The 20,275-nt window shown below is 73.3% G+C and carries 16 protein-coding genes; 13 read left to right on the top strand and 3 right to left on the bottom strand.

What is annotated here, in order from left to right:
• Window positions 1-10: 10 nt before the first annotated feature.
• The 7 genes from ACFVXH_RS31630 (at window position 11) to ACFVXH_RS31600 (ending at window position 5,476) form a co-directional block, all read left to right on the top strand.
• Window positions 11-505 (top strand): thiamine pyrophosphate-dependent enzyme, encoded by a 495-nt coding sequence (locus tag ACFVXH_RS31630; protein WP_198959482.1) that lies wholly within the window; start codon window positions 11-13, stop codon window positions 503-505.
• A 29-nt stretch (window positions 506-534) separates the two neighbouring features.
• Window positions 535-1,617 carry a phosphoribosyltransferase gene (locus ACFVXH_RS31625; RefSeq protein WP_387829312.1) on the top strand — a complete coding sequence of 361 codons (1,083 nt, stop codon included), beginning with the start codon at window positions 535-537 and terminating at the stop codon, window positions 1,615-1,617.
• A gap of 104 nt (window positions 1,618-1,721) precedes the next feature.
• Window positions 1,722-2,255, top strand: a complete 534-nt coding sequence (gene folE, locus ACFVXH_RS31620; RefSeq protein ID WP_049650735.1) for a GTP cyclohydrolase I — start codon at window positions 1,722-1,724, stop codon at window positions 2,253-2,255.
• Between the two features lie 104 nt (window positions 2,256-2,359).
• Entirely contained in the window at window positions 2,360-3,664 is a 1,305-nt protein-coding gene (locus ACFVXH_RS31615) for an MFS transporter (RefSeq protein ID WP_387829310.1), read from the top strand.
• The gene (locus ACFVXH_RS31610) at window positions 3,661-4,329 is read left to right on the top strand and encodes an HAD family hydrolase (RefSeq protein WP_049655842.1); all 669 of its coding nucleotides are present in this window, start codon (window positions 3,661-3,663) and stop codon (window positions 4,327-4,329) included. Before ACFVXH_RS31615 ends, ACFVXH_RS31610 begins: the two co-directional genes overlap by 4 nt.
• A gap of 70 nt (window positions 4,330-4,399) precedes the next feature.
• On the top strand, window positions 4,400-5,005 hold the full coding sequence (locus ACFVXH_RS31605) for an NUDIX hydrolase (protein WP_387829307.1): 606 nt from the start codon (window positions 4,400-4,402) through the stop codon (window positions 5,003-5,005).
• Between the two features lie 69 nt (window positions 5,006-5,074).
• On the top strand, window positions 5,075-5,476 hold the full coding sequence (locus tag ACFVXH_RS31600; RefSeq protein WP_117486925.1) for an NUDIX domain-containing protein: 402 nt from the start codon (window positions 5,075-5,077) through the stop codon (window positions 5,474-5,476).
• Window position 5,477: 1 nt separating this feature from the next.
• On the opposite strand, the gene ACFVXH_RS31595 is transcribed toward ACFVXH_RS31600, so the two are convergent.
• Entirely contained in the window at window positions 5,478-6,842 is a 1,365-nt protein-coding gene (locus ACFVXH_RS31595; protein WP_387829305.1) for a wax ester/triacylglycerol synthase family O-acyltransferase, read from the bottom strand.
• A 279-nt stretch (window positions 6,843-7,121) separates the two neighbouring features.
• Here ACFVXH_RS31595 and ACFVXH_RS31590 point away from each other — a divergent pair, with 279 nt between their 5' ends.
• The 6 genes from ACFVXH_RS31590 to ACFVXH_RS31565 all read left to right on the top strand — a co-directional run bounded on the left by ACFVXH_RS31590 (window position 7,122) and on the right by ACFVXH_RS31565 (window position 15,620).
• The gene (locus ACFVXH_RS31590; protein ID WP_380739505.1) at window positions 7,122-8,105 is read left to right on the top strand and encodes an alpha/beta hydrolase; all 984 of its coding nucleotides are present in this window, start codon (window positions 7,122-7,124) and stop codon (window positions 8,103-8,105) included.
• A 13-nt stretch (window positions 8,106-8,118) separates the two neighbouring features.
• The gene (locus ACFVXH_RS31585) at window positions 8,119-9,693 is read left to right on the top strand and encodes a peptidoglycan DD-metalloendopeptidase family protein (RefSeq protein WP_387829303.1); all 1,575 of its coding nucleotides are present in this window, start codon (window positions 8,119-8,121) and stop codon (window positions 9,691-9,693) included.
• The gene (locus ACFVXH_RS31580) at window positions 9,690-11,165 is read left to right on the top strand and encodes a hypothetical protein (RefSeq protein ID WP_387829301.1); all 1,476 of its coding nucleotides are present in this window, start codon (window positions 9,690-9,692) and stop codon (window positions 11,163-11,165) included. Before ACFVXH_RS31585 ends, ACFVXH_RS31580 begins: the two co-directional genes overlap by 4 nt.
• A 41-nt stretch (window positions 11,166-11,206) precedes the next feature.
• The gene (locus ACFVXH_RS31575; RefSeq protein ID WP_387829299.1) at window positions 11,207-13,285 is read left to right on the top strand and encodes a glycosyl hydrolase family 32; all 2,079 of its coding nucleotides are present in this window, start codon (window positions 11,207-11,209) and stop codon (window positions 13,283-13,285) included.
• 142 nt (window positions 13,286-13,427) lie between these two features.
• Window positions 13,428-14,189, top strand: a complete 762-nt coding sequence (locus ACFVXH_RS31570; RefSeq protein WP_380661166.1) for a serine/threonine protein kinase — start codon at window positions 13,428-13,430, stop codon at window positions 14,187-14,189.
• Between the two features lie 12 nt (window positions 14,190-14,201).
• Window positions 14,202-15,620: a serine/threonine-protein kinase gene (locus tag ACFVXH_RS31565; RefSeq protein ID WP_387829297.1), complete on the top strand. Its 1,419-nt coding sequence runs from the start codon at window positions 14,202-14,204 to the stop codon at window positions 15,618-15,620.
• A gap of 3,168 nt (window positions 15,621-18,788) precedes the next feature.
• Here the strand turns inward: ACFVXH_RS31565 and ACFVXH_RS31560 are convergent.
• Together ACFVXH_RS31560 and ACFVXH_RS31555 are read right to left on the bottom strand one after the other, a co-directional pair.
• Complete coding sequence (locus tag ACFVXH_RS31560) at window positions 18,789-19,700, bottom strand: IS3 family transposase (protein WP_387829370.1); 912 nt, start codon at window positions 19,698-19,700, stop codon at window positions 18,789-18,791.
• Between the two features lie 5 nt (window positions 19,701-19,705).
• The gene (locus tag ACFVXH_RS31555; RefSeq protein WP_375877717.1) at window positions 19,706-20,017 is read right to left on the bottom strand and encodes a transposase; all 312 of its coding nucleotides are present in this window, start codon (window positions 20,015-20,017) and stop codon (window positions 19,706-19,708) included.
• Window positions 20,018-20,275: the final 258 nt, after the last annotated feature.

The raw sequence follows: 20,275 nt of genomic DNA, 5'->3' as shown, positions 1-20,275 counted from the left end.
GAGCGAGGTGATGTACGCGCTCCGTCCCGCCGACACCCTCTTCACCGACACCATGGGCGACGTCACCGCGATCTCCCTGGGAATGGCCATGGCGGCGGCCCCGCTGTCCGTGGTCGGCATCGACACCGACGGCGGTTTCCTGATGAACCTGTCCGTACTCACCGCACTGGGCGACCAGTTGCCGAGGCTCGGCAACTACACACTGGCCGTCATCGACAACCACCTGTACGAGTCCGGCGGCGGGCTGCCCAGTCGTGGGACGGCCCTGGACTGGAGCGCGCTCTTCGGCGCCGTCGGACTGAAGTCGGTCCTCGTCGAAGCACCGCACCAGGTGCCGGAGGTGCTGCCGCTGTCCGGCACGGTGCTGATCGCCTCCGTGCACAACCGGGCACCCGCACCGGACGCGCTGAAGACGGTCGACGGCGTCGAGTCCTCGTACCAGGTGGAGCGGGTGCTGGCCGAACGCACCGGGCGAACGCCGAGGCGGCCCGCGCTCAAACCGTGACCCTACCCGTGGAGTTGGTGGATCATCCGGTGAAGTACCTCCTGCACAGCGACGACGCGGCCTGCTACGGCCTGGACCCCGCCGGCTCCCCGACCAGGGTCCTCGTCTGCTCGACCGCGGCCTCGCGCACCCTCCTCACCGACCCGGCCGTCTCGGGCCACCGGTACCGTTCGCTGCTCGGCACCGCGGTGTCGACCGCGCTCGACCTGGTGGCGGAGGCCGATCCGGCGGTGGCCGGAGCCCTGGCGACCGAGGCGACGACGGTCGTCACCATCCTGCGCGGGGGCCTCAGTTTCGGCGTCGACAGCGCGCTGTCGCACCGCTTCGGCTACCCCGAGGCGGTGAGCTTCGTCGGCACCGACCGGGGAGCCGCCCACCCGCTCGACATCTCCTACGAGCGCTGGGAGTTCGCCGGGCGGCAGCTGCTGGTGCTCGGGGACATCATCGGCACCGGGGCGACGGTGGAGAAGGTGCTCCGGGCCGCCCGGCAGGCGGCGCACGGCCGCGGCGCGGAGATCGCCGGCTACCTGGTGCTGACCGTCGGATCCCGGCAGGGCGTGCGGCGCCTGCGGGACTACTTCGCCGAACTGGCCCACCGGGGCGAGCGGTTCAGCGCCGTCATCGTGGCCCTGGAGGCACTGTTCGAGCTGCCCGACCGCACCCGGCTCGGGCAGTCCTTCCCCCAACTGCCCTTCGACTTCCTGCGGTCCCCCCGCTGGTCGACCCCGGACTTCGAACTGCACCGGCTGGGCCACCGGGACAGCCTCTTCGAGAAGTGCGCCGTCTACGACGGCGGCGTGCGCGCCTTCACGCCCGGCGAGCACCGGCGGTTCCGGGCGGACTGGTGGACGGAGGTGCGACGGCGGGGGAGCGACGCCGGGCTCTCGCTGGCCGACCTGGGCCGGAGCACCGCCGGACTCGACCGGTACGCCCGCCCCCTGGACGACTGGCTGGAGGGGATCGGCTGGGCGGCGCCGGAGAACGTCCGGCACCTCGGCGTCGACCACGCCGAACTCCACGCGCTGGGACGCCGGGCCCACGAGTACGCGGCGGCGGCCTCCCTCGACGCCTACGCCGACGCCCGCCTGGCACCCGGGGAGCCGCCGCGCTGAGCACCGCCGACGGTCTTCAACCTCCCACCCCACCAGAAGACTTCGCCGGAGCCCCGGCGAGGCCGGCGGCGGAGTCCGCCGGACGGACCGAGAACGGAGACCACATGACGATCGCCGAGTGGCTACGGGACAACGTCACCACGGACAAACGGGCCCTGGACTGGTACACCGAGCCCGAGTGCGAGCCCCGCATCGTCCGCGCGTACCGGGAGCTGCTGAGCGGCTACGAGACCGACACCTCCAAGATCCTCAAGACGACCGTCCTGGTCGAGGGCGACCACCAGGGCGTCGTCCGGGTGCACGACATCAACTACTACTCGATCTGCGCCCACCACTTCCTGCCCTTCTACGGCAAGGTCGACATCACCTACGTCCCCGGCAACCGGATCCTGGGGCTCGGCAAGTTCCCGCGCCTGGTCCAGGCCTTCAGCAAGCGGTTCCAGATCCAGGAGCACCTGGTGAAGGACATCGCCGAGGAGATCATGGCCTCCGGCGGGGCCCGCGCCGTCCGCGTGGAGTCCAGCGGCCGGCACATGTGCATGTGCAGCCGCGGCCCGTCCGACCAGACCGTCATCACCGACACGACGTACGTGACCGGTGACGTCGAACTGCTGACGGCCTACGGCCCGCAGCACTGACGCGTCGTGTGATGGGAGGGTGCCGACTCCTCCTCCCCTCTCATCACACGACCGGCCGGTGCCGGCCCGCCCGTCAGCCCGTCCACTTCCCTGGAGAGCGAACCATGCGCAAGAACGGTGTCGCGCGCCGCGAGAGCACCGGGTCACCGTGGCCGGCCGTCGTGACCACCTGGCTCTCCGGGGTCTTCGCCGCCTTCGGGCTGGGCGCGCTCTCCCCGCTCGGGTCCGAGATCCGAGGGGACCTGCACCTCTCCCTCGGCCAGTTCGCCTGGGCGACCTCCAGCATCACCGCGGTGAGCGCCGTCCTCGGCGTCCCCGCCGGGTGGTGGATCAGCCGGCTCGACGCCCGGAAGGCGCTGGCCGGCGGGCTCGTCCTCACCACCCTGTCCGTGGCGGCGACGGCCTTCGCGGGCAGCTGGTCGCCGCTGCTGGCGGCGCGCACCGCGCAGGGCTTCGGCTACCTCCTGGTCTTCGTGGGCGGGCCGATCATGCTGACCCGGCTGGCCGAGGGGCGGGCGCAGGCCACGGCGCTGGCGCTGTGGGGCACCTGCGTCCCCACCGGGCTCGCCCTGGCCACCGCCCTGGGGGGAGCGGTCAGCGGCGCGATCGGCTGGCGCGGCTGGATGGGCGCGACCGCGCTCCTCCCGCTCGTGCTGGCGGTCGCGGTCGGCGCCACCCGCCCCGCCGCCGCCCGCGTGCCGACGGCGGACCCGGCCGCCGAGGGCACCGGAGCGCCGCCCCCGCGGACCGGCTGGATCCCCCCGGTGCTCTTCGCGCTGAGCTTCGCCTGCGTCTGCCTGGCCGGGGTCGCGATCGTCGTGCTGCTGCCCACGTTCCTGACGGAGGAACGCGGCGCGTCCGCGGCCACCGCCGGCGTCGTCGCCGCGGTGGTCTCCCTCGGCAGCGTGCTCGGCAGCGCGCTCAGCGGGCTGCTGCTGCGCCGGGGCGTCGGGCTGCTCGCGATGACTCCGGTGCTGGCCCTGCTGCCCGTCTCGGCGCTCCTGGTCTTCGCCCTGCGCCTCCCCGTGGTGGCCGTGATGGTCCTGGCCTGCGTCGGCCTGGTGGTCGACGGGGTGATGATCTCCGCGATGTTCGCGGCGGTGCCGCGGATCGCCGGCAGCCCCCGGCGCGCCGACGTCACCAACGGGCTGGTCGCCCAGCTCGGCAGCCTCGGCACGCTGGTCGGGCCGCCGGCCTTCAGCCTGGCCGTGGACGGTGCCGGATGGGCCGGTGCCGGGCTGGCCGCGCTGGCCTTCACGGTGGTCGGCGTCGCGCTGCTCCTGGCGGTCTCCCTGCCCGCGCCGCGCGGTCCCGCCCGACCCCGGTCACGCGGCGGGCAGGCGGAGGCGGCGGGGGACCGGGCGACGGTACCGTACGGAGGACCCGGCGGAAGGGATCTCACGTCATGACGTCCGGAACGCGTGCGGGCCGCGGGCCCCGCGTCGTCCTCTTCGACCTGGACGACACCCTGGTGGTGACCGCAGAGGTCAAGTGGGCCCACCACAAGGCGGTCGCCCGGCGGTTCTACGGGATCGACCTGACGGACGCCGAGCTGGCGCTGCACTGGGGCAAGCCCTTCGACGCGATGATCCGCGCCCTCTACCGCGACAGCGACACCCTGGAACGGATGCGCGAGGCGAACCTCTCGCTGGAGGAGGAGTTCCTCAAACGGCCCCTCCCCGGCGCTGTCGAAGTCGTCCACGAGCTCTGGCGCCGGAGCGTCGGCGTCGGCGTCGTCACGTCCACCAACCGCCTCTCGGCCCTCCGGGACGTCGAACGGATCGGCGTGCGGACGGACCGGCTCGTCCTGCTCCAGGGAGCGGACGACAGCCCCCACCACAAGCCGGACCCCCGGGTGTTCGACGCCGCGCTGGCGACGCTGAGCGGAAGGGGGGTCGGCGTGGACGACGTCTGGTACGTGGGCGACGCCCTCATCGACCTCGCGGCGGCCACCGGGGCCGGGCTGCGCTTCGTCGGCGTCGCCACCGGCTTCCACACGCGCGAGGACTTCGAACGGGCCGGTGCCGAGCACGTCCTCGACGACGTACGGCAGCTGCCCGACCTGCTGCCCTGACCGGGGCGGCGCACCCCGTCCACCGGCGTCCGTGGGCGGCCGTGGGCGTCTACCAGCGCGGAAGGCCAGGATGAACATCGAGACGCTACGCCCGGCCCCGGACACCTACGCGGAGTACTGCGTGCTCTGCCGGGGCGGCCCCGTCACCTGGACCACGGCCGGGGGCAGGCGGGAGGTCCGCTGCGGCAACTGCGGTGGGCGCAGCGCCCGGGCCATCGTCATCGACCCCGGCATCTCCTGGTGGTCCGCCGAGGACGGCGAGTACTGGCACGAGACCGCGGCGGTCTTCGTCCGCGATCCGGCGGACAGGTTCCTGCTCTTCCAACGCGTCGCGTTCCCCTACGCGTTGACGGTCCCGGCCGGCCATGTGGACCGGGACGAGGACCCGGCCGACGCCGCGGCCCGCGAACTGCGCGAGGAGGTCGGCCTGACCGCCGGCGACCGGCTCCGGTTCGTCGCCACGTTCCCGATCCCGGGCGACTCCTGCCGACGCGGATCCGACGCCCACGTCTGGCACGTGTACCTGCTGACGGTGCCGGACGGGGGCCGCGTCACCGTCAACGAGGAGGGCGAGGCGCCCCGTTGGATCACGCTGGACGAAGCGCTGGCGGCTGACCTGACCCACGCCGTGCGGCAGGTCGTCACCACCTGTACGGAGCAACTGCTGGACGGCTGAGGGCCGGTGGGGGCGGTATCCTCGGGGACCGGTCGGAGCAACCGGTCGGAGCAACAGGAGGACTGGTCCATGGCGGCGCTCATCGACAAGGTGGCGTGGATCCACCTGGAGAACGGCCTGGTGCTGAGCACGCGTTCCCACGGCAAGGACGCCTACTACCTGCCCGGGGGGAAGCGCGAGCCGGGGGAGAGCGACCTCGACACGCTGTGCCGGGAGATCGAGGAGGAGCTGTCCGTCGCCGTCGTACGGGACTCGGCCGCCCTGCTGGGCGTCTTCGAGGCCCAGGCCCACGGGCACGGCCAGGGCGTGGTCGTCCGCATGACCTGCTACACCGCCGCGTACGAGGGGGTGCTCGCGCCGGCCAGTGAGATCGCCGAGCTGGTGTGGCTCACCCACGCCGACCGGCACCGGACGTCCCCCGTGGACCGGATCATCTTCGACCGGCTGCGGGCCGACGGGCTGCTGCGCTGACCTACGTCCTTTCCAACGCCTCCTCCAGGAGGCCGAGTTGGTCGCCCAGTGCGTCCCCCAGCCCGTCCAGCGGGGCGAGCAGGGAGCGGTCCCCCACCAGGCCCAGGTTCAACCGGCCGCCCGCCGAGCGGGCCGCGATGAACAGGCCGACCCCGTGGCAGACGCTGCCCAGCGGGTGGACCGTCTCCAACGGGCAGCCGGCGAAGTACATCCGCTGCGCGGAGCCGGGGATGTTCGACACCACGACGTTGTACGGGGGGCGGGTCGCGCCGCCCAGGCCCAGCACGTTCTGCGCGACGAACGGCCAGGTGAACAGGGCCCCGTAGAGCCCGGTGGAGCCCTTCGGCAGCTCGCCCAGCTCCCGTTTGGCCAGCGCGCTGGACCGGGCCACGGCGCGCAGCCGCTCCAGCGGGTCGGCCACGTCGGTGCCGAGGCTCATGACCGTCATGGCGAAGGAGTTGGCGGTGGACGCGTCGCCCGCCTCCCTCGTCGAGACGGGGGTGCCCGCGGTCAGGGACCGCGCCGGAAGCGCCCCGGTCGCGGCCAGGCACTGCCGGAGGGCGCCCCCGCACACCGCCAGCAGGACGTCGTTGACGGTCGTGCCGGCGTCCTTCGCCACCGCCCGGAACCGGTCGAACTCGTAGCTGCGGGTGATCACTTTGCGCTGCCGACCGACGGCGGCGTTCAGCGGGGAGCGCGGGACCAGGAACGGCACCGCGCGGGTGCGGTCGGCCCTGGCCCGCACGCCCCGCGCCATGGTCCTGGCGGCCCGGCCGAGGCCCAGCGCGGTGGCCGCGAGCCCGCGGGCCGTCGGTCCTTCCGCCCCGGTGCTGTGGTCGGCGGGGGCGGCGATGCTCCACAGCGGGCGCAGCCCCTCGTCCCGCGGATCGGTGCTCAGCATGCGCCGCAGGCGCTGTTGGACGCCGAGCCCGTCCGTGAGCGCGTGGTGCACCTTGACGTACAGGGCGAACCGGCCGTCCGCCAGGCCCTCGATCAGATGGCACTCCCACAGCGGCCGCGTGGTGTCGAGCGGCCGGGCGTGCAACCGGGAGACCAGGTCGGTCAGTTCGCGCTCGCCGCCGGGCGCGGGCAGCGCGGAGCGGCGCAGGTGGTACGACCGGTCGACGTCCTGGCCGGCGAGCACCTCCCAGGTGCCGTCGAAGGCCCCCCAGCGTGCGTGGCACGGCCGGAAGGTGAAGGGGGCCGCGACGGGCGCGGCGACGAGCCGCTCGAACAGGCGCTGTACGTACGGCCCGGGCTCGGCACCGGCGGGCGGCCCGAAGGTGGCCAGGAGCGCCACGTGCTGGGGAGTGGTGGCGGACTCCAAGGCGAGAAAGACCCGGTCGGGCATCCTGATCCTGGCCACAGCACCCCTCCTGTCCGCGTCCGGTCACCAGTCTGGTGGCGGCGGCACCGCCGGACAAGAGCGCGCCGTCGGACAGGGACGCGCGGCCGGACAGGGACGCACGGCCGACGACCCGACGCTCCGGGAACGCACCAGTCTCCGCGCCCGGCCCCGCCGCTGTCAGTCCGTATGGTTCCGGATTCCGCGCCCCCCGGCGGGTGGCTACCGTCCGAACCGTCCGAACGACGGACATCCGGCGGTCGCGGACCGGCCGCCGACACGCACCCTCAGGAGGTCACGGTGACCGCGAACCACCCCACCCGCAGGAGCATCCTCAAGTCCGCCGGCGGGCTCGGCGCCGCGCTGGCGCTCGGCGGCGCGAGCGTCCTCGCGACGGCCTCGACCGCCCACGCCGCCGACGACGGCTTCGGCCTGCACATCACCGACCGCGGCGAGGCCGACGCCCGGATGTGGTACTACCGCTTCCACACCGCCGAGATCGGCTGGGACCCGGCCGTCAACGTGCTGCTCCCCGACGACTACCACACCAGCGGGCGCACCTACCCCGTCCTCTACCTCCTGCACGGCGGCCTCCAGGACTTCATCGAGTTCGACCGCCAGGGCGTCCGCGACTGGACCATCGGCAAGCCCCTGATCGTGGTGATGCCCGACGGCGGGCAGGCCGGCTGGTACTCCAACCCGGTCAGCACCAACGTCGGCCCCCGCAACTGGGAGTCCTTCCACATCAACCAGCTGATCCCGTGGGTCGACGCCAACTTCCGCACCTTCGCCGAGCCCGAGGGCCGCGCCGTCTCCGGCTTCTCCATGGGCGGCTTCGGCGCGCTGAAGTACGCCGCCAAGTACTGGGGCCACTTCGCCTCGGTCAGCGCCCACTCCGGCCCGGCCAGCCTGCGCCGCGACAACGGCGCGGTCGTCCACTGGGCCAACGTCTCCGCCGCCGTCAAGGACCTGGCCGGCGGCACCATCTACGGCGCGCCGCTGTGGGACCAGGCCAGGGTGACCGCCGACAACCCGGTCGAGCGCCTGGAGAGCTACCGCAACAAGCGGATCTTCCTGGTCGCCGGCACCAGCCCCGACCCGACCAACCCCTTCGACACCTTCAACGAGACCGCGGTGCTGGCCGGGCAGCGGGAGTTCCGCGCCCTGCTCGACGGCGCCGGCATCCCGTACGAGGCCCACGAGGAGCCGGGCGGCCACTTCATCCGGCCCGACATGATGCGGCGCGACATCGACGGCATCATCGGCCGCCTCCGCAAGGCGTGAGGGGGCCGCACCGATGATCTCCCGCACCTCGCGGCGGGCCCTGGCCGTGGTGGCCCTGCTGCTGCCGGTCGCCGTCCCGGCCGCCCCCGCTGCCGCCGTTCCCGCCGCTACCGCTGCTCCCGCCGTTGCCGCCGGGTTCGCGGCGGCCTGCCCGACCGACGGCGCCATCACCCAGCACTACACCGCGGAGCACAACGGCATCGACATCGCCAACAACCGCGGCACCCCGATCTACGCGGTCGGCGACGGCAAGGTCGTCATCTCCGGCCCGGTGTCCGACTACGGCCAGTGGATCCGCATCCTGCACCCGGACGGGACCATCACCGAGTACGGGCACATGCAGCGGCGGGACGTGTTCGAGGGCGACGACGTGAGGGCCGGCCAGCAGATCGCGCTGATGGGCAGCGAGGGCAACTCCACGGGCCCGCACCTGCACCTGCGGGTCTGGGCCGACCCGAACGCGTCCCAGCGCACCGACCCGGAGCCGTACCTCACGGAGCGCGGCGTCACCGTGCCCTGCGTCCCCGGGAGCGGTCCCCGGCCCGCGCCGCTGGTGTATCCGGCCGAGTCCGGCCGGGTGGTGTCGGCCCGGTCCGCGGACGGGCGCCTGGAGGTCTTCGCCGCCGGGGCGAGCGGTGTCTCGCACGCCTGGCAGACCGTGGTCAACGGCGCCTGGTCGGAGTGGGAGAGCCTCGGCGGCCCGGGCGGCGCCGAACTCGCCATCGGTCCGAACGCGGACGGCCGGCTGGAGGTGTTCGCCCTCAACGGCACCACCCTCCAGCACCGTTACCAGCTCCAGCCCTCGGGCGCCTGGTCCGGCTGGGAGGACTTCGGCGGCGGGGGCCACGACCTCGCCGTCGGCGCCAACCAGGACGGGCGGCTCGAAGTCTTCGCCTCGGGACCGGCCGCCGTCTTCCACCGCTACCAGACCGCGCCCAACGGCGGCTGGTCCGGTTGGGAGGGCACCGGCGGCGGCCCGGCCAACAGTGAGATCGAGCTCGGGAAGGCCCCCGACGGCCGCCTCGAAGTCTTCGCCCTCAACGGCGACACCTTCCAGCACCAGTGGCAGACGGACGTCAACGGCGGCTGGTCCGCCTGGGACACGACCTTCGGCGGCGGGGGACACGACCTCACCGTCAGCCACAACCGGGACGGCCGCCTGGAGGTCTTCGCCTCGGGGCCGGTCGGCGTCTACCACAAGTACCAGACGAACCCCACCAGTTGGTCCGGCTGGGAAGCCACCGGCGGCCCCGCCGACTCCCGGCTCACCAGCGAACTGACCGCGGACGGCCGGGTCGAGATGTTCGCCATCAACGGCAGTACGGCGCAGCACATCTGGCAGACCGCCCTGAACGCCCCGTACGGCCAGTGGGAGACCTTCGGAGGAGGCGGCACCGAGATCGGCGCCGCCGCCAACGCCGACGGCCGGATCGAGGTGTTCGGTTCCAACACCGACGGCGTCCACCACCGGTGGCAGACCGGCTTCTCCACCTGGTCCGAGTGGGCCTGGCTGAACACCACCCCCGGACCCGCCGTCAGTCTGAACACCACCCCCGGACCCGCCGTCAGTCGAGGAGCCACCCCGTGACCGGCCAGCAGCGCGCCCGCCGGGCGCCCCACCGTGCCCTGCTGTCCGCGATCGCCGCCCTGGGAGTCACGGCGGGCCTGACGGTCGCCGCCCCCTCCGCTCCGGCCGCCACCGGCAGCGACCTGTGTGCCGAGGTCGCCTACCAGGCGGGCTTCCGGGGCGAGGCCCTGGTGACCGCGATCGCCGTCGGCCTCGCCGAGTCCAGCTGCAACCCGCTGGCCTCCAACCGCGAGGGCAACACCCCGGACTACTCCGTCGACCGTGGCCTGTGGGAGATCAACGACCACTTTCACGGTGAGGTCTCCGACGCGTGCGCCTACGACGCCCAGTGCAACGCCGACCAGACCTACCGGATCTCCAACGGCGGCCTCGACTGGCACCAGTGGTCGACCTACAGCGCGCGCGCCCACGTGCGGCACATGGAGGAGGCCCAGGCCGCCGTCGACAGGCTCGGCCACCACGAGCCCGGCCCCGCACCGCTGGAGTACCCGGCGGAGTCCGGCCGGGTGGTCTCGGCCCGGTCCGCCGACGGACGCCTCGAAGTCTTCGCGGCCGGGAAGAACGGCGTCTCGCACGCCTGGCAGACCGCGATCAACGGCGGCTGGTCGGAGTGGGAGGACCTCGGCGGCCCGGCCGGCGCCGAACTCGCCATCGGCCTGAACGCGGACGGCCGGCTGGAGGTCTTCGCCCTCAACGGCAGTACCCTCCAGCACCGTTACCAGCTCCAGCCGTCGGGCGCCTGGTCCGGTTGGGAGGAGTTCGGCACCGGTGGCCACGACCTCGCCGTCGGCTCCAACCAGGACGGGCGGCTCGAAGTCTTCGCCTCGGGACCGGTCGGCGTCTTCCACCGGTACCAGACGGCGCCCAACAGCGGCTGGTCCGGCTGGGAGGGCACCGGTGGCGGCCCCGCCGACAGCGAGATCGAACTCGGCAAGGCCCCCGACGGGCGGCTGGAGGTCTTCGCCCTCAACGGCAGCGTCTTCCAGCACCAGTGGCAGACCGCCGTCAACGGCGGCTGGTCCGCCTGGGACTCCACCTTCGGCACCGGCGGCCACGACCTCACCGTCAGCCACAACCAGGACGGCCGGCTCGAGGTCTTCGCCTCCGGCCCGGCCGGCGTCTACCACAAGTACCAGACGGACCCGACCAGTTGGTCCGGCTGGGAGGCCACCGGCGGCCCCGCCGACGCGCAGCTGACCAGCGGGCGTTCGCCGGACGGCCGGGTGGAGGTGTTCGCCATCAACGGCAGTACGGCGCAGCACATCTGGCAGACCGGCCTGAACGCCCCGTACGGCCAGTGGGACACCTTCGGCACCGGCGGCACCGAGATCGGCTCGGCGAACAACGCCGACGGCCGGATCGAGGTCTTCGGCGCCAACACCGACGGCGTCCACCACAAGTGGCAGACCGGCTTCTCCACCTGGTCCGAGTGGGCCTGGCTGAACACCACCCACGGACCCGCCGCCGGCTGACCACGCCGGAGACCCCGCCGGAAGCCCTCTGGAGCGCAGTGATGCACCCGATCAGCAGGCGCGGCCTGCTGCGGGCGGCCGGAGCGGGAGCCCTCGTGCTCCCGCTCGCGGGCCGTACCGCCCCGGCGGCCTCCGCCGTCCCCGCCGTCCCCGCCGTCCCCGCCGGCGCCGTCTGGGTCGGCGCCGGCCCGTTCGACCACGTCTACGACCCGTCCACCGCGCGCCGCCGCTACCTCAACGACCACACCCTGGTCCAGGCCGGCGGGCGCTGGCACCTGTTCAGCATCGTCGGCGACAGCGCGCCGCCCGGGCAGGCGCCCGACAGCGCGGCCGAGGTCTCGCTCGCGCACGCCTCGGCGCCCTCCCCGTCCGGGCCGTGGCGGAGCCACCCGGACGCGCTGACCGTCGACGCCTCGTACTTCGGCGAGGAGCACCTGTGGGCCCCGCACGTCGTCGAGTCGGGCGGCGTGCACTGGATGTTCTACGCGGCGGGCGGACGCGCCGGGGCGGCGGTCAACGCCGCCACCTCCACCGACCTGTCCACCTGGACGAGGCTGCCGTCCGGTCCGCTGTTCCGCGGGACCGCCGCCCGCGACCCGATGGTGCTGCGGATCGGCGCCGAGTGGGTGATGTACTACACCGAGCTGTCCGCCCCCGGCGGCCGCCACCAGGTCTGCTACCGGCGCTCCGCCGACCTGCTGACCTGGGGCGAGCCCGGCGTGGCCTTCGCCGACGCGGCCACCGCCGCGGACGGCGTCTCGGTCACCGAGTCGCCCTTCGTGGTGGCCCGGGACGGCTGGTGCCACCTGTTCATCGGACCGCGCAACGGGTACGAGGGCACCGACGTCCTCGCCTCCCAGGACCCGTTCCGCTTCTCCCTCGACGGCTACGCCGGCCATGTGCCCGGCCACGCGGTGGAGGTGGTCACCGACGGCCGGCAGTGGTGGGCCAGCGCCGCCGGCTGGTTCCGGCGCGGCCTCTACCTGGCCCCGCTGGACTGGCGGTCCACCCCGCCGCCCTGGCAGAGCCCGGACAACCCCGTCGCCGCCCAGGACGTCCACGGCCGGCTGACCGTGTTCGCCCTCGACGCCGCCGACCGGTCGGTGCTGCGCCGGGTCCAGACCGGCCCGGACACCGACAGCTGGTCGGACTGGGAGGTGTTCGGGACACCCGCCGGCGCGGTGCCCGTCCTGGGCCGCAACGCCGACGGCCGGCTGGAGGTGTTCTCCCTCGCCCCCGACGGCGCCGCCCTGCACCACCGCGTCCAGCGGAGCGACGGCGACTGGTCGGACTGGGAGGTCTTCGGCGGCCCGGCCGGCGCCGCCCCCGCCGTCGCCCGGAACGCCGACGACCGGCTGGAGGTGTTCGCGCTCGCCCCCGGCGGCGCCCTGATCGCCCGCCGCCGCCAGTCCTCGCCCGGCTCGACCGGCTGGGACGACTGGGACCCGGGCTTCGGCGGCCCGGCGGGCGCGCCGCCGGCCGTCGCCGCCAACGCCGACGGCCGGCTGGAGGTGTTCGCGCTCGCGCCCGGCGGCGCCGCGCTGCTGCACCGCTGGCAGACCTCGCCCGGCGGCGCCTGGTCCGCCTGGGAGCGCTTCGGGACGCCCGCCGGGGCCGCGCCGCGGGTGGCCCGCGACGGCACCGGGCGGCTGAACGTCACCGCGATCGCCCCGTCCGGCACGGCCGCCTTCCACCGCCGCCAGTCGGTGCCCAGCGGGGGCTGGGACGCCTGGCAGCCGCTGCTCGGCTGGTCCACCGCCGCGCCGCCGGTGATCGCCGGCTCGGACGGCCGGCTGGAGGCCTTCACCCTCTCCCCGGGCGGCGAACGCCTCGCCCACCGCTGGCAGTCGGCGCCCGCCGGAGCCTGGGCACCGACGGACGTGCTCGGCGAGGACTTCGGCGAGCCCGGCCTGGTGCTCGCGGCGCCGCCCTCGGCCGCGGCCGACTCCACCGGGCGGCTGCACGTCTTCGCGGTGGCCGAGGACGGCCGGGTCCGCACCCGCGTCCAGGACCGGCCCGGTGGCGGCTGGCGGCCGTGGGCCGCCTTCGGCGACCGGCCGGTGGCGCCGCTGCGTTCGGGGGCGCCGGCACCCGTGCGTTCGGGGGCGCCGATGCGCTGACCGAACGCCTGTACCCTCCGCTCCCGCTTTGTCAAGTAGCCTGCGGCATCCGGTTTATTGTCGTACGCGAAGAGGTACCGTTCGTCCGTCCGGCAAGAGCCGGCGCGCGAAACGGGGGAGCGGTGCGCGGGACGGAGGAACGGTGAGCGGGATTGTCGTCCACCTGCCGGAGGGGAACGGCGACGACACGGTGACCTTACGGCTCGGTCCGGGAGAACGGGCGCGCTTCGGCCGGGGCTCCGCCCGAACCCCCGTGGAGCTGCGCCTCGGCGACGAGACGGTCTCCCGACTGGCCGGTGAGATCCACGCGACCGACGACCACTGGCAGTTGAGCAACCTCAGCAACACCCACGCCTACCTGGTGGAGAACCCGGAGGGCGCCGGCGAGTACCTGCGGGTGCCGCCACGGCGGATCGGCGCGCCGATCCCCTTCGAGTTCTCCCGGGTGGTGCTGCCCTCCCGGCGGGAAACCCCGCTCTCCTTCCAGGTGTTCGCGCCCGACCACGTCTACCTGGACCCGGACGCCCACGGCGGCTCCCGGGAGAGCCGCACCATGACGGCGTACTCGCTGGACGAGACCGCCACCTACTTCCTGGTCCTGGTCGCACTCTGCGAACCGTGGCTGCGCGACCGCTCCCCGGCCGCCGTCCCCACCACCCCGCAGGTGGTCGCCCGGCTGCACGGCCACCCCGCCTGCGCCCGCCTCACCGCCCGCGCCGTCAGCTCGCACCTCGACTACCTCGCCGACGAGAAGCTCCGCATCGACCTGCCCGACGGCGACCGCGCGGACCGCCGCAGCGGCAAACGCGAGGCCGTGGTGGGGCTCGCCCTGAAGTTCGGCATCGTCCGCGAGGAACACCTCGCGCTCCTGCCGGCCCCCGAACCCGCCCGCACCGGACGGTAGGGAGGGGCGGAGATGCCGCAAGACCCGGCCCTTCCCGGGGAGGCCGTCCCGAGGGAGGGCGTCCCCAGCGAGGCCGTCCCCAGGGAGGGCGTCCCCGAGCAGGACTTCCCCGGGGACGGCGAGGAACTGCTGCCGGCCGGCCACCGGGTCGGCGAGTGGACCGTCACGGGGCTGCTCGGCGAGGGCGGCTGGGCGACGGTCTACGCCGCCCGCCGGGCCGACGGCGGGGCCGGCCGCGCGGACGACGCGGACGGCACGGTCGCCCTCAAGGTGCTGCCGACCGCCGGACTCGCCCCCCGCCAGGCCCGCCAGGTCGCCGAAGCCGCCCGCCGCGAAACCGAGTTGGGCCGCACCGCCCCGCACCCCCGACTGGTCCGGCTGCTCGACACCCTCGTCCTGGCCGCCCCCGACCAGCCCACCCTCGACGGCGCGATCGTCCTCGTCATGGAACGCGCCCGCTGCACCCTGCGCGACCTGCTCGCCCTCGGCGTCGACGAGGCCGAGGGCGCCCGGATCGTCACCGGCATCTGCGAAGGCCTGGCCCACCTGCACCGCTCCGGCTGGGTCCACACCGACCTCAAACCGGAGAACGTCCTCATCGGCGCCGACGGCGAGGTCCGCCTCTCCGACTTCGGCCTCGCCATCGAACTCACCGGCACCCACGGCCACTGCTCCCCGATGGGCACCCCCGACTACCTCCCGCCGGAACGCTGGACGGAACCGCTCGGCGAACACGGCGTCAAAGTCCGTACCACAGCGGACATCTGGGCGCTCGGCATCGTCATCCACGAGGTCTTCGCCGCCGGCGGCCGCCCCTTCCCCGGCGTCACCCCCACCGCCCGCAGCGCCGCGGCCCAACAGTACGCGGAAGGCCGCGCCGCCCTGCGACTGGCCGCCGCCGTCCCCCCGTTCTGGCGCGCCCTCGCCGCCGACTGCCTCGCCCCCACCCACGCCGCCCGCGCCCCGCACACGGCGGAGAGCCTGCTCGCGCGCATCCGCGCCGACCGGGGCCCGCGCCGCCCGCGCCGTCCGAGCACCGCATTGCTCGCCCTGGCCTCCTGCGCCACGGCCGCCGTCACCGCCACCGCCCTCTGGCCACACCCGGAACCGCCGCCCGGACAGCCCGCCCACGTCCGCGTCTTCAACGCCGAACGCGGCTGCCAGGACCGCACCGACCACGACCCCCAGTGCAGCCTCGGCCTCGCCGTCGACCCCCTGCGCCCCTACACCGCCGACAACGTCGGCCCCGTCCGGGTCTGGCACAACGACACCCTCGACGCCGACTGCCAACTCCCCACCGGCCTCCCCGTCATCAACGAGGAAGACCTCACCTCCACCCTCTGGTATCGCATCCGCCTCCCAGGCCACACCCCCGCCTGGCTCCCCGCCGTTCGCACCCGCGACCGCCCTGCCCTGCTCCGCTGCCCCTGACCGAACAGCCAGAACGGCCCTGCGCGCCAATGGCCTTCCCGACCCCGGCCGCGTGGTCGCCACCGTCCTACGGCCGCACCGCCGCCGACCAGGCCCGTCGCGACCGCGCCCGTCCCGTCCGCGCAGTGGGTGTGCGGACGGAACGGGCGGGACATGCCCTGGCAGCGAGCTACCAGGTGATCAGGACGTACCCGTCACCGCCGGTGCTCACAGCGGTGTTCCCGGCGCTGCCGCTACCGGTACCCGACTGGTCGTCCGGGCCGGGCGGTGGTGCGCCGCCGTTCCCGCCCCTGCCCCGCCGCTGCTGTCGCCGGTGCCGCCGCCACCGCCCCGGCCCGCGCCGCCGCTCACGCCTCCGTCCCCGCCCCGGAGGATCCGGCGATCGCAGAACCGTTGTGAACGCGGACGAAGGTGTCCCCGCCATTGCGGGGCCTCGCGCCGACGGACCCCGCCGTCCCCGCGCCACCGGGTTCGGCTGGGCGCAGAGTGGCGCCCGCCGCACCGCCTCCACCGCCTGCACCGCCACCGCCACTCCGGCCTCCGGAGACGCCGCCCTGGCCGACGATGACCACGAGGCGGATGCCCGGGGTCACCGGCACGGCGGTGCAGGCCAGGGCCGCTCCGCCGCCCCGGCCGCCGCCACCGGCCCCTCCGGCGCCGCCGCCGCCCGTGGCGCTACCGAGGAAGGTCCAGTTACCGCCTCCTCCTCCGCCCCCACCCCACCTCCGCCACCGGGCGCGCCCCCGCCCCCCGGGCCGAGCGCGTACAGGTTCAGCGAGGTGACGCCCTCGGTCACCTTGAAGAGGTAGATGTCGGCCTTGCCGTACGCCTGCTGGCCGTGGGGCTGGTCGGCCAGGGCGGGGAGCCCGCCGTCCTCGGGACGCGGGGTGGGCGGGAGCCGCCGCGAGCTGGCAGCACAACGCCATGGGCACCCCGAGCAGCGCGCCCGGCCGCCCGAGCGGAAGCACCCGGTGCGCACGGGAGCGCCGCACCGGAGGCACGACGGACGACGACGAAGTGGAACCACGGACGGGCCCGCACGATCCACGGAGTCTCCTGGTCCCCTTGCGGCCGGACCTCCGGGGCCGGTACCCGCCGATCGCCCCTGGCGGTGCATCAGAGGAGGCAGAGCGCGGGCGTGCGAACGAGGCCGCACGCCCGGGGTTTCCCAGGGGGGACGTGGAGCATGCCGCCCCGGCACGGAAGTCGTGTGCTCCGGGTCGGCTGGAGCCGTCGGCGCACACTCCCGTGTAACCCGTCGGTGGGCGGGCTGGAGGCCACTCTGTACCCTGGCAGCCCGCTACGGCGTTGCAACCGGCTCTACGGAACGCCCGGCATCCAGTTCCGGGCGCACCGGCCGATCGTGTCCGCCGTCAAGAGGCACGCCTGCCGGGACGGCGGCGCTGCCCGGGCCGGCGCAGCCGGGCACTGTTCCGGCCACCCCCCTTCGGCCGCAGCTTCGGGGCACGGTCGAACCGAGCCCTCGACCGCTTCAACTCGGCCACCCGACGCGGCGATCGCCGGGTACGGCGCGGACGCCGTACGGATGGCTCCACCGTTGTGCCAGGCGACAGATCCGCCCGCCGCCTGGCGCGGCCCTTGATGAACTGAAGGGACCACTCCAACACGATGCTCAGGACTACTCCTGCGGCCTTGACCGCAGTTTCGTCCTGCCACAGCAACTCCATGAACCGCACTTCCATCCTCCAGTGAATCGACAAGCTGGAGGGGTGTAGATCACGCGGCCGGGCCGACACCCAGCCTGTGGGCGCCCACCCCGGAACGACCGGCCGCGTCGGCCCTCCCGGGAGCCCGGGGAACCAGAGGCACCCGGAGCCGGGCGACTCCACAGGCGATGGCCAGCGGCTCCGGCGCACCCTCGGTCCCCGACCTCAGGACGCACGCGGCAGCTGGCGGAGGATCTATTCGGGCTTCCAGCCGCCGCCGGCGGGCGCACAGCGGGGTGAGGGGTTGCAGTCCCTGAACGCGCCGCTCGCGGTGCCAACCCGGACGCATCGCTGCGGATGGCGCTACGCGGGCAACCGCAGCGCCCGGCACGACGGCGGCCAGCAGCGCGTCGACGAGCATGAGAACGGATTCCGAGACGTTCACCTGGTCATCCCCCCACGGAACAGAGGCCTTGGCGACAAGCCGCGCGTAGTGCTGGGGTCTTCGCGCTCAAGGCAGCACCAGTATTGGTTGCTCCTTCATGGATCGGCCCAAGGCTTGCTGGCCGCTGGGCTTGGCTGCTGCATCCGACAGTTGATAAAGACGCAGGTGAGAGGCTAAATGTCGGATGATGAGTGTGGGTTGGGAGCAGTCCGGCCCGGGGCTGATATCACCCGATCGTGGGACGCCTCTCTTGATAGATGAGCCCTCGCGATGCCGGTGAGCTCATCGACCAACTAGATAACACGCTCCGATAAAATCAACCTGCAAGCAAGGTCGGGAGCAGCGGCACCCGGAGTGGACTGGCACCGCTCATGGGTGATTACGTCGACCCTGAGCGTTGGTCGCGGAGCTGTCGGGACTGGTTCGGATGAGCGTGTTGGCCAGCGGCGGTGTCCGCCCGAGGGCTTCACCGCCGCCAGCCTCTCGACCAACTCTATGGCGCGCTCATTGCAAGCCCTCCAGGGCTGATGAGAACGAACCTGACCAGCGCCACGACGGCACCGTACGAGTGTCGGCCCGCCAAGGCTAGCGGCCTTTGTTGGAGCCCACCAACGTCGTGTCCTGCGAGGCTGATCGCCGCCCCGGTGGGGAGAGCCCCGTGAGCCCGCTCGCCCCGTTGCGAACCCTCCAGGACCTATCTCTACAACCCCGATGGCCCACTTCGGCCTTGTGGTCATCGGGTTGTGAACTATCCAGGGCTGATCACCACCGGCTCTGGAGGCGGAGCCCGGCGAGTACAACATGACAATGCGAGCCCTCCAGGGCTGGTTACGACCGGGGGGAGGCCTTCGGGCCTGCGCCACCACACGTGTTGCAAGCCCTCCAGGGCTGGTTACGACGCCGGAGCGGCTGACGGCGCTCGCCGTGGCCGGCACGTTGCAAGCCCTCCAGGGCTGGTTGCGACGTGGGCCTTGTTCATTGACCCCGCCTACCTCCACGGGTTGCAAGCCCTCCAAGGCTGGTTATGAGCTTCCCCCGTTGTGCGGGAGGTGTTGATTACCTGGTCAGGACGGGTGTGGGTGGTTCGAGGGTCACTGGTTCGGCCGTCGCCTGGTCGGCGTAGTACTTCGCCTCGTACTCGTCGGGGCTGAGCCAGTCGAGGCGCTTTTGGATACGGCGGGTGTTGTAGAAGCCGTCGATGTAGGCGAACAGGGCCAGGTCGGCGTCAGTGCGGGTCGCGAAGGTCGTGCGGCGCACGCACTCGGTCTTCAGGACGCTCCAGAAGTTCTCTGCCAGCGCATTGTCGAACGAGTCGCCGATGGTGCCCATGCTCGGCTCGATTCCCGCCTTCAGCAGGCGGGTTGTGAGCTTGATGGACGTGTACTGACACCCGTGGTCGCTGTGATGGATCAGCGTTCCGGGCTCGACGGGCCGGCCGTGCAGGGCATATTCCAGGGCGGTGAGGACCAGGTCGGCGTCCGCCCGTTCCGAGGCGTGCCAGCCGACAATCCTTCGGGAGAAGGCGTCACGGATCGTGGCCAGCCAGCAGGGGCCCTCCTCGGTGGGGATCAGCGAGATGTCGGCGACCCACAGCCGGTTCGGGGCGCCGGCGGTGAAGTCGCGCTGGACCAGGTCGGGAGCGAGGCCCGCGGCAGAGTCGCGCCGGGTGAAGGAGCGGGGCCGGCGCGGGCTCACACCTTGGAGGCCGGCCTGGCGCATCAGGCGTTCGACCCGCTTGCGGCCCACGTGGGTGCCCTCGCGCCGTAGGACGGCGTGGACGCGTGGGGAGCCGTAGGTGTTGTCGGAGTCCGCGTGGATGCGGCGGATGTGTTCGGTCAGTTCGGCGTCGTGGCGTCTGCGCTCGCACGGCTCGTCGACGTCGCGGCGCCAGCGGTAGTAGGTGGAGGCAGGGATGCGCAGTTCCCGGAGGACGGGCTCGGCCCCGAAGCGGTCCTGGTGCTCGTCGATGAGCTTCAGTACCGTCGCCGGGTCGGGTCGAGCTCCTGGGCGAAAAAAGCCGAGGCGGCCTTGAGGATCTCGCAGGACCGGCGGAGCTCGGCGTTCTCCTTGCGCAGAGCGGCCAGTTCCTCCTTCTCGACAGTGGTCAGCCGGTCGTCGCGCTCACCCCGATCCGCCTCGTCCTGGCGGATCCAGTTGCGCAGGGCCTCATGGTGAACCCCGAGTTCGCGGGCCATCTGACGGATCACGGGCTTCGGATCGGCCGCCCGGTATGCGGCAACAGCCCGCTGCCGCAACTCGGGCGGGTACTTCATCGGTGCAGCCATGGCAGAGGCTCCCTTCTCATGGCCAATCAGGCCATGTCCGGCAACCTTCCGCACCTCGGGGGAACCTCATTACGACAGGCATTCGGCTACCTGGCCCGCGGCTACCGGGCAGGTTGCAAGCCCTCCAGGGCTGGTTACGACGGCGGGTGGTGGTGGAGCCGCAGTAGGCGGGGACCTGTTGCAAGCCCTCCAGGGCTGGTTACGACCCGAGGGTAAAGCACCAGGTCCAGCGGTGTGCCCGATTTGCCTCGGGCGATG

It is taken from the genome of Kitasatospora sp. NPDC058184, from assembly GCF_042883725.1.
In the GTDB taxonomy this organism is placed as follows: domain Bacteria; phylum Actinomycetota; class Actinomycetes; order Streptomycetales; family Streptomycetaceae; genus Kitasatospora.
This window is presented reverse-complemented; position numbering and strand designations above follow the sequence as displayed.

Coding starts and splice junctions, on each gene's coding strand:
- ACFVXH_RS31630 (WP_198959482.1), top strand. CDS start 11: ATGTACGCGCTCCGTCCCGCCGACACCCTCTTCACCGACACCATGGGC.
- folE (WP_049650735.1), top strand. CDS start 1,722: ATGACGATCGCCGAGTGGCTACGGGACAACGTCACCACGGACAAACGG.
- ACFVXH_RS31615 (WP_387829310.1), top strand. CDS start 2,360: ATGCGCAAGAACGGTGTCGCGCGCCGCGAGAGCACCGGGTCACCGTGG.
- ACFVXH_RS31610 (WP_049655842.1), top strand. CDS start 3,661: ATGACGTCCGGAACGCGTGCGGGCCGCGGGCCCCGCGTCGTCCTCTTC.
- ACFVXH_RS31605 (WP_387829307.1), top strand. CDS start 4,400: ATGAACATCGAGACGCTACGCCCGGCCCCGGACACCTACGCGGAGTAC.
- ACFVXH_RS31600 (WP_117486925.1), top strand. CDS start 5,075: ATGGCGGCGCTCATCGACAAGGTGGCGTGGATCCACCTGGAGAACGGC.
- ACFVXH_RS31585 (WP_387829303.1), top strand. CDS start 8,119: ATGATCTCCCGCACCTCGCGGCGGGCCCTGGCCGTGGTGGCCCTGCTG.
- ACFVXH_RS31575 (WP_387829299.1), top strand. CDS start 11,207: ATGCACCCGATCAGCAGGCGCGGCCTGCTGCGGGCGGCCGGAGCGGGA.
- ACFVXH_RS31565 (WP_387829297.1), top strand. CDS start 14,202: ATGCCGCAAGACCCGGCCCTTCCCGGGGAGGCCGTCCCGAGGGAGGGC.
- ACFVXH_RS31555 (WP_375877717.1), bottom strand. CDS start 20,017: ATGGCTGCACCGATGAAGTACCCGCCCGAGTTGCGGCAGCGGGCTGTT.